The organism is Halalkalibacter sp. APA_J-10(15) (genome assembly GCF_023017105.1).
Lineage (GTDB): Bacteria > Bacillota > Bacilli > Bacillales > Bacillaceae_D > Halalkalibacter.
Map to the genome: position 1 here is coordinate 167,834 of NZ_JALKEV010000007.1, position 13,616 is coordinate 181,449.

Genomic DNA, 13,616 nt, shown 5'->3' on the forward strand with positions numbered 1-13,616 from the left:
AAAAGGAGATCAAGAACAATGGAACCTGTACGAATTGGAATTGGTGGCCCTGTAGGAGCAGGGAAGACGATGCTCGTTGAGAAATTGACACGAACAATGCATGAGGAATTGAGTATGGCGGTTATAACGAATGATATTTATACGAAGGAAGATGCACAATTTTTATTGAAAAATGGTGTTTTGCCTGCAGATCGAGTCATAGGAGTAGAAACAGGTGGATGTCCTCATACAGCGATTCGCGAGGATGCCTCAATGAATTTCGCAGCGATCGATGAGTTGAAGGAGAAGCATCCTGACTTAGATGTCATCTTTGTTGAAAGTGGTGGAGATAATTTAGCTGCAACGTTCAGTCCGGAGCTTGTGGATTTCTCGATCTATATTATTGATGTCGCTCAAGGTGAAAAGATACCTCGAAAAGGCGGGCAAGGAATGATTAAGTCTGACTTATTTATAATTAACAAAACGGATCTTGCGCCATATGTAGGAGCGAGTCTTGAGGTGATGGAGCAGGATACGATAAATGCTCGTGGTAAAAAACCATTTTTCTTTACAAATTTAAAGGATGAAACGGGTCTTGATGGAGTAGTGAAATGGATTAAAGAACAGACACTGCTACTTGGCTTGGAGTCATGAAACGTACAGGAACCCTAGAGGTAACGGCAACGAAAAGAGAGCAGAAGTCGATTCTCTCCGATGTCTATTATGAAGGAGCTATGAAAATAACAAGGCCTGTCTATTTAGAAGAGGATGTACCGACTATATATATGATTGATATAGGCGGTGGTTATGTTGATGGTGATACGTATGCAACGACATTACATGTTGAGCAGGGGGCACACTTGGCTGTAAAATCACAGGCTTCTGCGAAAATATACAAAACCCCAAAGACACCTGTGAAGCAAGTAACACGTATAACTTTAGAGGGAAATAGTGTGATTGAATATGTACCAGATGCACTGATCGCATATAAAAATTCGCGTTTTCAACAAGAGACGGTCGTTGAAATGGAGCCTAATTCCTGCTTGATTTATAGTGATAGTATGACTCCAGGATGGGCTGAAGACGGTAGTTATTTTAAATATGATTGGATCCGTTCTAAGCTAAAGATCATTCAAAATGGAAAACTAGTCGTCTATGATCATTTGTTACTACACCCTGATGGAGAGATGAGTGGAATTCTTCAAATGGATGGATATTCGCATGTTGGCATGTTCATGATCGTTCATGAACAGGTGAACAGTGAATGGATCGATCGTTTATACGAAGAGCTCGTTCAATTGAATTCGCCTGCTCGGTTCGGTTTGTCTGCATTACCTGTTAAAGGTGTGATCATTAGAATATTAGCTAATCAAACGATGGTAATAGAAAAGTTGATTAAGGTTGCACATTCTTTTTCAAGAAAGGAGTTATTTGGCAGGGAATATGCGGCTTGGCGGAAGTATTAAGAAGAGAGCAACACTCCGATGAGGGGTGTTGTTATTTTATTGGATTGGGAAGTAGACGTATTGGTGAAGTACATGTTCAACTAGAATGATAGCGTGCAACAAAGAAGTAGTGCGAAAGGTTTTAACCATTTTGGTTAAAAGTGTGGTAAACTAGGTATGAGCTGAAATGGTTAGGAGGTGCCGGTATGGAAAACTCATTAAAGAAATACGATCCAATAATGTTTAAGAGAGACTTAATAGCTGCTTTAACATTGTTTGTGATGCTCATTCCACAAGGGATGGCTTACGCAATGCTTGCTGGACTTCCGCCTGTAATGGGCTTGTATGCTGCAACGGTTCCTTTATTTGTCTATGCACTTGTTGGCTCATCTAAGCATTTGTCAATTGGTCCTGTAGCGATTACGTCATTGCTCGTTTTTTCGGGGGTATCTGTCTATGCCGAACCGGGTTCATCAGTTTATATTACCTATGTCATTGTTTTGGCTTTCATGGTTGGAGGGCTGCAGCTTTTATTCGGTTTATTCAAGTGGGGAGTGATTGTGAAGTTTATTCCCCACTCGGTACTTAATGGGTATACGTCAGCGGCAGCGATTGTGATTGGGATAAGTCAATTAAACCATTTATTAGGTATGGATACGGGCAATTATTTGCAAGTTCATTTCCTGCTTTTTGAAGTGTTTAGTCGGATAAATGAGATTCACTTACTGACACTAGCTGTTGGTTTAGGGAGTATTCTTCTTCTTATACTAGTAAAGAAATTTACTCCTAAGCTACCAAATGCTTTAGTCGCTGTTTTTCTTTCAACGATAGTCGTGGCTTCGTTTCGTTTAGAGGGACATCAGCTTCAAGTTATAGGTGATGTTCCTAGTGGATTTCCTGGCTTTTTTGTGCCAGAATTGACGATTGAAACGGTCATGATGTTGACTCCGATGGCGCTTACAATTGCATTATTAGGCTCTATGGAATCATTATCAATTGGAAAGGCGATTGCCAAAAAGGAAAATTATGAAATTAATCCAAATCGAGAGTTTACGGCACTCGGTCTATCAAATATTGTCGGATCGTTCTTTTCTTCTTTTCCTGTCAATGGAAGTTTCTCAAGAACGGCAGTCAACCATCAGGCTGGTGGTGCGACTCAATTGACAGCTGTTATGACAGGGATATTTGTACTTATTACGGTGACGTTTTTTACATCTGCATTTTATTATATTCCCAATGCGGCTCTTGCGGCTATTATTATCGTAGCTGTTTATAAGCTTATAGATTTTCCGGAAATGAAGCGATTGTTCCTAGTGAAACGGTTTGAAGGATGGATTTGGGTCACGACTTTTATGACAACATTATTTATTGGCATACAATGGGGGATTATCGTTGGAGCGATCTTTACATTGCTTCTTATTATAAGAAAAAGTGCTAAGCCAGAAATTGTACAATTAGGCTATGTAGAAAGAGAAAAGACGTTTCGTGATATTAGCCGATATCCAGAAGCGATTACAGCTAAAAAAGTTCGGATTCTTCGCGTTGATTCTAGTCTGCACTTTGCTAACGTTGCTTTTTTAGACGAGAAATTAAAAGGGCTAAGTGATGTAGAGGAAGCAGAGTGGCTCATTTTAGATATGAGTGGTGTCAATGACATAGATTCTGTCTCGATACAACGATTAGAAGAGGTTATTGAATACTTTAGGAAACGGCAGATTACGATGCTCTTTTCTAATATGAAGGGTTCTATAAGGGATACGGTATACAAGGTAGGGTGGAAGGAGAAGTATAGTGAGCAGTGCAATCACCTTACATTAGAGCAGCTACTACGTGAAAAGGGGCTGCGTTCTTATTTCGATCCTGCATTCAATTATATAAGCAGCTCAAAGGAACGGGTTCATGACTATATTATTTAGACTTTGCTTCGATTTTGAACATATCAAGATCGGAGCTTTTTGTTTGAAGGATAAGAGAAAGTGCTTGGATTTGCTTTGTGTATCAGCTTTTTTCTTATCATATAATGCTGATCGGTTCACTATGGTATACTGACTATAGCAATTGGAAATGGGGTGCTACTTTGTTTAGGGAATTTTTGCTGGATCCTTCTAAAAAAAATGCAAATAAAAAAGCACTGTATGAGCTTATTCACCGAAAAAGACTAGTATCTAAGGGTGATTTATTAGATGCATTTGCTGTCCCGCAAACGACTTTAACACGAATGATTCATGATTTAGAAAGGAAGGGCTGGATTCAATCAGGAGGGATAGGACCGTCTAAAGGAGGTCGGCCACCTGTTTTGTATAAAGCGAATCCTCTTTCTGGTTATATCTTTGGAATTGAAATTGCGAGAAGTGTCCAAGTTCTGTTATTAAATTTAGAATTTGCTGTGATTGATAAGAAAGTGTTCCTTGTTACGAAGAAATTTACACCAGATGAGATGATGTCTCGTATCATGAATGACATGAAGCAAATGATGGCAAATCATCAATTAAATGATAGTGATCTAGTTGGGATTGGAGTAGGAGCAATCGGGCCAGTCGATCGAGAAAAAGGAAAAATGATTCATCCGGAATCATTCCGCTCGTTTGGCTGGGAGGAGGTTTCGATAGTTGGAAAAATGGAACAACAGTTTCATGTTCCAATTATCTTAAATAATGGAGCGAATACAGCCGCGATTGCTGAATATAAGATACAGGAATATTCCAACAAAAATTTACTGTATTGCATAAGTGGGTATGGGATCCGTTGTGGAATAATCCAAGCAGGTTCTTCCCTGAACAGTAAGCAAGGAGATGCAAGCTCTTATGGACATATGATTGTTCAACCTGGAGGCAGGATGTGTACGTGTGGAAAAAAAGGTTGTTTAAATGCGTATAGCTCATTTGGAGCTATGTTTGATCTAGTACAGCAAATAGATTCATCATTAGTATTAACATCACCAGAGAATTTGATTGATGCTCTTCAAAACGGAGAGCCAACTGTGGAAGCAGTTACTCATGAAGCTGCCTACTATTATGGATTAGCGATTGCGAATATGGTGAATGTTCTTCACCCTGATGTCGTATTACTGCAAGGGAAACTAATAGAGCAGAATGAACGTTATTTGAATAGAGTTATCGCTGTGGCTAAGGAGCATATTTACGCTAGTCATTTAACGGATTTACATATTGGCAAGGGAAAGTTGGGGCGGGAGGCTGTTGCAATTGGGGCTGCGGTTGAGCTGTTTCAGGGTTTTTTTGTAGAGATAGGTTAGCGAAGGAATCCATGCAAAACCTACCTAAAGAACGTGTTGTCCAATAGATAGGTTTTGATTATTTGAGATTGAATCCGTAATAATAAGTGTGCTACCAACCTCACATACGATCCCGGTACTGCTTTGGCGTCATTCCAGTAATCTTTTTAAAAACCTTTGTAAAGTAGCTTTGATCATGAAAGTTTAGCATCGCACAAATGTCAGAGAGAGAATGCTCGGTTAGTGTCATAAGTTTCTTTGCCTCCTCGATACGCTCATGCTGAATATATCGAGAAAGTGATATACCGACTTCTTTTTTAAATAAAGAAGAGAGGTAGACAGTACTAGTGCCGGTGATTGTAGCGAGTGTACTTAGCGAAATATTCTCATAGAGATGCGTAAAGATGTAATTCAAGCATTGATTGACATAGCGAGAATAGTTTAATTTCTTGTTGGTTGATACATGTTCAATAAATTCTAATCCAGCTTCAAGTCGATAGGCATCAACCTTTTGTGGCTCATTGATTTCTTCAATCGTTTGAATGAAAAGGTCACTGAGAGTATACGCTAGTTCAGTTGGTAACCCTCCTTCAATCGCGGCTCTTGTTGCAAGTGTGACAAAGCTGATGGCTAAATTCTTTCTTCCTCTTAAATAACTCTTCTTAGATAGTATGCCGAAGTGTCCAGAAGTAGGTGGAGCCCCTGCCTTCTCTAAATACAGTTCTTTGTTCCCTTCTTTAATAGCTTGAAGGATTTCCTTCTCATAGAGCAGGTCATGGTGGTAATGCGAATCTTGACGTCTTTTAAATAATTCGATGTGTGGTTGTGTCGTTTTGGCATTTAGAAAAGGAACCGAAAGCTGCTCCTCAATAATTTCAGTTGTATCCAATTCTTTTGCATACAAAAGATAATAGACGAGCCTCCCGATGTTGATCAGTTCAGTTTGATGAATGATTGGAATACTTCCGACGATGCTATAGAAAGGATCTTGCTTATGCGTGCTCTCTGAATCTATTAAATAGGTTTGGAGTTCTTCTTTTTGGATGGGCGAGAATGAAAGTGGCCCGATAATAATCGCTCCAATTGAAGAGGAACTCTCCTGTAGTGGGATAGAGAGAAAGTGAATGGGAAGGCTAGTATTCGTTAAGTGAATAGAGGGGTATTCGACGGTTTTAGCATGGATAGATTGAAACGTTTCTTCAAGCTGTAATGCCTGGGTCGTATGACGTGAAAGGTGAGTATAGGTTGTATTTACTCGTGCCCCCCAATACGTAACTGGTGCTTTAATTGTATCGTAAATAAGCTTGAGTAACGTCTTTGGCTGGATAGTAGAATGTTGCAAAGGAATCCCCCTTTAGCGAAATATTGTTTATAAAGTACCATAAATATTAATAAAATACCATAAAAAGCTTCCTTTTCTCTCTTATAATGAAAAAGGTAACGGTTTCATTTTATTGATGGAGGTAGTTATGATGACAAATAAGGTAAAAGAGCTAGTTAGTCAAATGACATTAGAAGAAAAAGCAGGGCTTTGCTCTGGTCTGGATTTTTGGCATTTAAAAGGGGTAGAGCGATTAGGGATTCCATCAGTAATGGTAACAGACGGTCCACATGGCTTACGTAAGCAAAGGTTAGGGGCTGATCATTTAGGCTTGCATGATAGTGTACCAGCAACGTGCTTCCCTTCAGCTGCTGGAATGGCGAGCTCTTGGGATCGGAGTTTGATTGAACGAGTCGGTATTGCTTTAGGTGAAGAGTGTCAAGCTGAGAATGTCGCTGTGTTGTTAGGACCTGGTGCCAATATTAAGCGATCACCGTTATGTGGGCGCAATTTTGAATATTTTTCCGAAGATCCTTATCTATCGTCTGAAATGGCTGCCAATCATATTAAAGGTGTACAAAGTCAAGGGGTAGGGACGTCACTTAAGCATTTTGCTGCGAATAACCAGGAACATCGGCGAATGTCGACAGATGCGATTATTGATGAGAGAACGTTGCGTGAAATTTATTTGGCGAGCTTTGAAGGGGCTGTTAAGCAATCACAACCGTGGACGGTGATGTGTGCTTATAATAAGGTTAATGGTGAATTTGCTTCAGAAAGCAAAACGCTTCTTGAAGATATATTGAAGGAAGAATGGGGCTTTGAAGGCTTTGTCGTTTCTGACTGGGGAGCTGTTAATGAGCGTGATGAAGCGGTGAAGAATGGTCTTGAGCTTGAAATGCCTGCTAGTCAAGGTATTGGTGAGAATAAGGTCATTGCTGCTGTGAAGGAAGGACGGTTATCGGAAGAGAAATTGAATGCTGCAGTAGAACGCATCGTTCGAATTCTCCTCAAATCGGTTGAGGAGAAGAAAGAGAATGCATCGTATGATTGGGAGGCGCATCATCAATTAGCTCGTGAGGCAGCGCGTGAAAGTATGGTGCTATTAAAGAATGAAGGTCAGTTTCTTCCATTAAAAAAAGAAGGAAAGATTGCGGTTATCGGTGAGTTTGCCAAAGCTCCGCGTTACCAAGGAGGAGGAAGCTCACATATTAATCCGACGAAGCTAGAAGACATTGTCGAAGAGGTTGAGAAGGTCGTTGGTGAAGGAGCGACAATCACGTATGCTCAAGGGTATCATCGTGATCAAGATACAATTGATGAACAGTTGATTGAGGAAGCGAAACGTGTAGCAGCAGATGCAGATACAGTGATTCTATTTGTCGGTCTACCTGATCGTTATGAATCAGAAGGATATGATCGGCAGCATTTAAATATACCAGAGAACCATCAGCGTTTAATAGAAGAGGTTGCGACTGTAAATGAAAATATCGTTGCGGTTTTAAGTAATGGTGCTCCGATTGAAATGCCGTGGTTAGGAAAGGTGAAGGGGTTGCTTGAAGCATACCTAGGAGGTCAAGCTCTTGGAGGGGCTATTGCTGATTTGTTATTCGGCGATGTCAATCCAAGTGGTAAATTAGCGGAAACGTTCCCAGAAAGATTAAGCGACAATCCTTCTTACCTTTACTTCCCGGGAGATGGTGATCGCGTAGAGTATCGTGAGGGGATTTATGTCGGGTATCGATATTATGATACGAAAAAGGTCAAACCGCTATTTCCATTCGGTTTTGGTTTAAGCTATACAACATTTGACTATGAAAATTTAACCGTTAGTCAAAAGAAGATAAGTGATACAGATTTTGTGACATGTACGGTTCAGGTGAAGAATACGGGAAGTGTGGCAGGAAAAGAAGTTGTACAACTGTATGTTAAGGATGTCGAAAGTCGAATAAGTCGACCTGATAAAGAGCTTAAAGGCTTTGCGAAGGTGGACTTACGACCAGGTGAAGAAAAAACAGTAGAATTCACGTTGGATAAACGTTCGTTTGCTTACTATGATACAGAGTTAGCTGATTGGCATGTGGAAAGTGGCGATTTTACGATTCTAATCGGAAGAAATTCTAATGATATCGTGTTATCTGAAATGGTTACGGTGGAGTCAATGAGTGAGAAACCATTTACTGTCCATCGAAATACGACCGTTGGTGATTTGTTAGATCATCCGAAAATAGCACCACTCGCCAAGCAGATGCTAGCTGAGGCACAGAAGGATAGTCCTTTTGCGAGTGCAGCTGAAGAAGAGGGAGATGCTGCTGAAATGATGGCAGCGATGATGAGATACATGCCGTTACGAGCTTTGTCTAACTTTAGTAATGGGCAGCTAACAGAAGAGAGGCTTCAAGCGATGATTAGTCATTTAAATGAGGCAGTCAATAATGGTTAAATAAGAAAAACGCGTTAGCGTCTTTTCTTAACTGCATCGTGTGTAGTTGATACAAACTTTTGAGTTTTTCTGAAAGAGGGGTTTTAAGTAACGAACCGGTGCCACCTGCAAATTCACTTACACCTTCATTTGTTCAACTTCTAAGAATTTTCTAAGTCCTTCTCTTTCGAAAATCAGTGATCATAAATGGGTGTTCGTACAAGTCATAACGTACGAACACCTCTATTTTTTCGTTTGAAAATCGTCGAAGTCATTATGGTATGATAAGGTCATTCCGGCAATAAGAAGGTGAATCCTTGATGAGTCCTAAGAAGTGGCTTGCACGTTTGCGAGGCCTTTATATATATATAAATAGTCATTTGTATTATAAATTAATCATTGCCGTCATGATTTTAGTTACGTTACCTATTGTCATTGTAACAACATGGGCTACGTACTATTCGACGAAAAATATGGTTGATGAGATTTTTACGACGAATACGTCTGGTGTACAGCAAGCAAGTGCTATTATTACGGAGAAATTTGATGCTATTGATCGAGTGATGCAATCATTAGTGATGGACGGTCATTTTATTACTCAATTTAAAGAGCTGTCACATGAAGATTCATACAGAAGGCATGGAGCGACCTTGACGATAGAAAGTACACTCTATTCACTTCATTATACGAACAGGGAGCGTATAAGATCGATTACGTTGTTTGCAGATGAGGCGCCACAAATCATTAGTATCGGTGATCAAGAGCGTTCATTAGTAACATGGCCCTCGATTGAACCTACTCCCCATTATCAATTTATGAATCATTATCGCGATCAAACCTTCTCCTTTATGAGGAGCATTAATCAGTTTGAAACAAGAGGAAGCATTGGTAGCATTATTATAGATGTTGAATGGGATATGATCCAAGATAATATGGATATGCTGAAAACGGAAGAAGAAAGCTCTGTTTTTTTAATGAGTGAGGAAGGCGAGCTATTGCATCAGCCTTATCACGAACAGTCGATTGATCGTCAGCTCTTTCAAGATGTTCAACAAGTTGTAACGAACTCAGTGGATGAAAGGTCATATGTAACGCTTGAAGATTCTTATGTCTTCTTTGCTGAAATTGATAATGGCCATATTTACATTGTTAAAGTATTTCCGAAATCGATTGTGTTCGCTAGTTCGATGCAAATTGTTCGTGTCGGTCTTCTAGTAGCACTCATTGCGATGGTTTTTGCCTTTGTGTTTACGTTGATTTTCTCAAGTACGATTACAAAGCCGATTCGAAAGCTTGCTAGTGAGATGGAGCAGGTAGAGAAGGAGAACTTTCAAACGACGACAAGGTTGTCGAATCGAACGGATGAAGTAGGCCGCTTAGAGCGAAGTTATTCTTATATGATTAACCGCATTAAGCAGTTAATTGATCAAGAATACAAGAGTGAAATTGAAAAGAAGGATGCCCAATTAATGGCATTACAATCAAAAGTAAACCCGCACTTTCTCTATAATACACTACAGCTTATTGGTGATCGGGCATTTGCTAATAAAGGTGAACAAGTGTATGAAATTATTCAAGCGCTAAGTCGTATGTTCCGTTACGTTGTGAAGCAGCAAAAAACGTTAGTGACGATATCCGAAGAGGTGAATTATTTACAGCACTATTTAGCGATTCAGAAACGACGCTTTGTCGGGAAACTAACGGTTGAAGTGTATGTCGATGAAGAAGCTGAGTATGTTGAGCTACCTGTGTTAACGTTACAGCCGATTGTTGAAAATGCTTTTGTACACGGCTTTGCATCGAGTGTGGATCATTGGATATTAGATATAAGTGTACAAGTTGTCTTTGATGAAGTAGAGATTATGATTACTGATAACGGCATCGGATTAGATGAGGAGAAATTACAGCAGGTAAAGAAACGACTGCAGAACAGTAATCAAAGTCCTCTAGAACAACAAGATAGCATAGGTGTCTCGAATGTTGATTCAAGGATTAAGTTACTTTTTGGACAAGAGTATGGGGTAGAAATAGAAAGTTCAGAGGATATTGGAACGTCTATTACGATACGTATTCCAAAATAAATGATTGGAGGGATTGAAATGTTACGTGTAGTACTTGTCGATGATGAAAAATCAGCGTTACAAATGGTTAAACGGTTAGGACGTTGGAATGAATTAGGATTACAGGTTGTAGGAGAAACGGCAAACGGTCAGGAAGCAGCTGATTTTATTCAAAAGGAACAAGTAGACATTGTGATTACGGATATGAATATGCCTGGTGTTGATGGTGTACAGCTATTACGATTTATTCATGAGAAGCATCCTCAGATTGCCTCTGTTGTCCTAAGTGGTTATGACCAGTTTTCTTATTTGCAGCAGGCTATTCGCTCTAATGTTGTGGAATATTTGTTGAAGCCTGTTGATTCTGATGACCTTCACGCAGCCTTAGGTCGCTGCATTCAACGTTTGGATGAGGAAAGAATGAAGAAAATAGATCACGGCAAGTTAATTAATATTCAATTATTGCCACTGCTGAATCAATTTAAGGTGCGTATTCATAAGTCTTTTCAAGAACGTGATCATTATGAATTAACGCGTAGCTTTCACCAGCTATATAAAGAAATTATAGCGACGTGTAAACCCATTGATCAAAGCATGAAATTAAAGCTTTATAATGAATTTCTGTTCATTGCCGAAGATCAAATCTATCGTAATAATTTAAATTCTAGTCAATTTGTTCAAGAGGAGCTTTCGTTGTACAATCCGAAAATGTCGATGGAAGACTTGTTCAATGAGTACATTAAAGTGTATCGGCAGTTATTTGAGTATATCCAAAAGGCAAAAGGTGTGACCGGCAAGTTTAAGCTTGAAGAGGTGAAGGAATATATTGATGTCAATTATAGTCATCCAACCATTTCTTTGGGGCAACTTTCGCAGCAGTTTTATGTTAGTAAAGAATATTTAAGTAAAGCATTTAAAAAGGAATTTGGTATGAATGTTACTGAATACATTATGCAATTACGGATGGAAAAAGCGAAGAAGCTAATCGTAGATGAAAAAATCAAAATAAAAAATGTTGCAGAAATGGTTGGGTATGAGGATGTGTCCTATTTCTATCGTGTTTTCAAGAAATATCATGGTGTGACTCCAGGGCAAATGTGAGTGAGGTAGAGAAGATGCCCATGTATGCAGTTCTTCATTCCTCTATTTCGACTTTTACTGGAAGAGAAGAGCATGGCGACGAGGCAGATGACCTCGTGCGACACATGTGATCCTCGTTCCTCTATTCACTCTGTATGGCACTATTTACAGTCGTTAAGCGCTCCTCATTCCGCTATTTTGGGTTTTATTCCTTCTTTTGTCCTTGTTAAGTTCATATAGCGGAATGAGGATTACTTTTTCATCTGAGGAAGTGGTGTTTCCACTATTAGCGGAATGAGGATTCCCCTTGCTTTTTGTGTGCACCTGGTATGCACTTCAGTGAGCGGAGAAAGAGAGGATTAGGTTGAATCGTTGCCTCCCCTTTTCATAAAAAGAAAGCGTCGTCACGTCTCCGCGGAACTATTTTAAGAAAAGACCGCTATCGCGGTTTTTCTTAAAAGATAAAATTATATAAAAATCGAGGAAGAAATGTGGAATAAGCATAGAAGAAGTTGGCAGATTCAAAGAAGAGCGTTGGCTTCGCCCGTTTACGAGTTTTTATGAAAGAAACCCACTTTCATAAAAACTTAAACCCGCTGTAACAGCTTCGCACAACGTAATTAAGAAAAGACCGCTATTGCGGTTTTTCTTATGTAAGCGGTTTAAAAAAATGCAATAAAAGATATTAACATTCTCTAATTTTAAAAAGACAGAATCTTTATATAATGAAAGCGTATTCAAAAATAATAAGGGGGTTTTACTATGAAAAAGCTATTATTGATGGTTAGTATCTTCATGATGTTTGTGCTAGTTGCTTGTGGTGGTAACGACACAGATTCGACAGGAGAGACAGAACCGAATGAAAATGAGCTTCAAGAGGGCGACTCTGTTGAGCTAAGAGTGTTTATTCCACAACCTCGCTTTAGAGAACAGTATGAAAATTATTTTAATCAATTTTCTGAAAAATATTTAGAAGAAACAGGGATAGAAGTAACCTATCAATTAGAATTCCCTGCTGCCGATCAAGCGACGCAAATTTTGCAAACGCGTTTAGCAACAAGCGACAGTCCTGATATCTTTGTTGTTCATGCAGTTAACGATATACCAGTGTACAATCGTGCGGGTTATCTAGAGGATTTATCAGATGAGCCGTTTGTTGAGAATCTTCTTGATGCTACACGAGAAGCGGTGACACATAATGGGGAAGTCGTGGCGCTACCGCTAGAAACATTATCTTGGGGTTATTTATATAACATCGATATGTTTGAAGAGCTTGGTCTTGAATTACCTGAAACACTTTCTGAAATGGAAGAAGTGATTCAAGTTCTTGAAGAAAATGATATTACTCCATTTATTGCGTCTTACAATGAGGGCTGGATTCCACAGCTATTCTTACCACTTATTACAGGGGCATTAATGGAAACAGAGAACGAAGACTTTATGGAAAGAATGAATAATGACGAAGGCTCATTTGCTGAGCTAGATGGCTTCTTTGAGGTAATCGATCTTGTTGCTACACATACGACGTCTCGAGGATTTGAAATTGATGGCGATCAAGGAAGTGCGATGTTTGCTAATGGTGAGGCAGCGATGTGGGTTCAAGGTCCGTGGTTTGCTGAGTCCATTCTTTCTGCTAATGAATCGATTAACTTTGGTGTAGCACCGTTGCCAATTAATGAAAGTCCTGAGGCGACAATGATTAATTCATCAACAACGACGTCATTGGCGGTTTCAAGCTTAAGTGAAAATAAGAGAGTAGCGAAAGATTTACTCAACTATATTTTAGATGAGGAAGATTCATCTCAGTTGTTCCAAGACTTAATGTTTAATCAAGTGGCTCATTCACATGATTTTGATCCATTCCCGTGGTTAATTGAAGCAAATGAGTATATTGTTGATGGTCGCGCTTATCAAGATCCAGCCATTCCACAAGCAGTTAAAACGGAATCAGAAAGTGCATTGCAAAGTTATTTAGCTGGAAGCTTAGATCAAGAGGGAGTAATTCAAGCGCTTGATCGCGCTTGGCAACAAGCTAATCAAGTAAATGGTGATGATTAATTTGTTTCACATGACTCTT

Annotated in this window: 9 protein-coding genes; 8 read left to right on the plus strand and 1 reads right to left on the minus strand. The window is 39.4% G+C overall.

All coding sequences use genetic code 11. The features are described from left to right. Nucleotides 1-18 precede the first annotated feature (18 nt). The 4 genes from ureG to MW695_RS10535 all read left to right on the plus strand — a co-directional run bounded on the left by ureG (nucleotide 19) and on the right by MW695_RS10535 (nucleotide 4,677). Nucleotides 19-633: an urease accessory protein UreG gene (gene ureG / locus MW695_RS10520; protein WP_247105270.1), complete on the plus strand. Its 615-nt coding sequence runs from the start codon at nucleotides 19-21 to the stop codon at nucleotides 631-633. Then, entirely contained in the window at nucleotides 630-1,445 is an 816-nt protein-coding gene (locus MW695_RS10525) for an urease accessory protein UreD (protein ID WP_247105271.1), read from the plus strand. Before ureG ends, MW695_RS10525 begins: the two co-directional genes overlap by 4 nt. A 185-nt stretch (nucleotides 1,446-1,630) precedes the next feature. After that, complete coding sequence (locus tag MW695_RS10530; protein ID WP_247105272.1) at nucleotides 1,631-3,340, plus strand: SulP family inorganic anion transporter; 1,710 nt, start codon at nucleotides 1,631-1,633, stop codon at nucleotides 3,338-3,340. 104 nt (nucleotides 3,341-3,444) lie between these two features. Beyond that, nucleotides 3,445-4,677, plus strand: a complete 1,233-nt coding sequence (locus MW695_RS10535) for an ROK family transcriptional regulator (RefSeq protein ID WP_247105273.1) — start codon at nucleotides 3,445-3,447, stop codon at nucleotides 4,675-4,677. A gap of 100 nt (nucleotides 4,678-4,777) precedes the next feature. On the opposite strand, the gene MW695_RS10540 is transcribed toward MW695_RS10535, so the two are convergent. Continuing rightward, complete coding sequence (locus MW695_RS10540; protein WP_247105274.1) at nucleotides 4,778-5,998, minus strand: helix-turn-helix domain-containing protein; 1,221 nt, start codon at nucleotides 5,996-5,998, stop codon at nucleotides 4,778-4,780. 130 nt (nucleotides 5,999-6,128) lie between these two features. On the opposite strand from MW695_RS10540, the gene MW695_RS10545 reads away from it, so the two are divergent. From MW695_RS10545 to MW695_RS10560, 4 genes are all read left to right on the plus strand, one after another. Then, nucleotides 6,129-8,420, plus strand: coding sequence for a glycoside hydrolase family 3 C-terminal domain-containing protein (locus tag MW695_RS10545; protein WP_247105275.1), 2,292 nt, complete (start codon nucleotides 6,129-6,131; stop codon nucleotides 8,418-8,420). Between the two features lie 299 nt (nucleotides 8,421-8,719). Further along, nucleotides 8,720-10,480, plus strand: coding sequence for a sensor histidine kinase (locus MW695_RS10550; RefSeq protein ID WP_247105276.1), 1,761 nt, complete (start codon nucleotides 8,720-8,722; stop codon nucleotides 10,478-10,480). Between the two features lie 18 nt (nucleotides 10,481-10,498). After that, nucleotides 10,499-11,560 carry a response regulator transcription factor gene (locus MW695_RS10555; protein ID WP_247105277.1) on the plus strand — a complete coding sequence of 354 codons (1,062 nt, stop codon included), beginning with the start codon at nucleotides 10,499-10,501 and terminating at the stop codon, nucleotides 11,558-11,560. A 741-nt stretch (nucleotides 11,561-12,301) separates the two neighbouring features. Continuing rightward, entirely contained in the window at nucleotides 12,302-13,597 is a 1,296-nt protein-coding gene (locus MW695_RS10560) for an ABC transporter substrate-binding protein (RefSeq protein ID WP_247105278.1), read from the plus strand. Nucleotides 13,598-13,616 lie beyond the last annotated feature (19 nt).

Excerpts from the sequence above, each read along its gene's own strand:
- ureG (WP_247105270.1), top strand. The coding sequence starts at position 19 with ATGGAACCTGTACGAATTGGAATTGGTGGCCCTGTAGGAGCAGGGAAG.
- MW695_RS10525 (WP_247105271.1), top strand. The coding sequence starts at position 630 with ATGAAACGTACAGGAACCCTAGAGGTAACGGCAACGAAAAGAGAGCAG.
- MW695_RS10530 (WP_247105272.1), top strand. The coding sequence starts at position 1,631 with ATGGAAAACTCATTAAAGAAATACGATCCAATAATGTTTAAGAGAGAC.
- MW695_RS10535 (WP_247105273.1), top strand. The coding sequence starts at position 3,445 with ATGCTGATCGGTTCACTATGGTATACTGACTATAGCAATTGGAAATGG.
- MW695_RS10545 (WP_247105275.1), top strand. The coding sequence starts at position 6,129 with ATGACAAATAAGGTAAAAGAGCTAGTTAGTCAAATGACATTAGAAGAA.
- MW695_RS10550 (WP_247105276.1), top strand. The coding sequence starts at position 8,720 with ATGAGTCCTAAGAAGTGGCTTGCACGTTTGCGAGGCCTTTATATATAT.
- MW695_RS10555 (WP_247105277.1), top strand. The coding sequence starts at position 10,499 with ATGTTACGTGTAGTACTTGTCGATGATGAAAAATCAGCGTTACAAATG.
- MW695_RS10560 (WP_247105278.1), top strand. The coding sequence starts at position 12,302 with ATGAAAAAGCTATTATTGATGGTTAGTATCTTCATGATGTTTGTGCTA.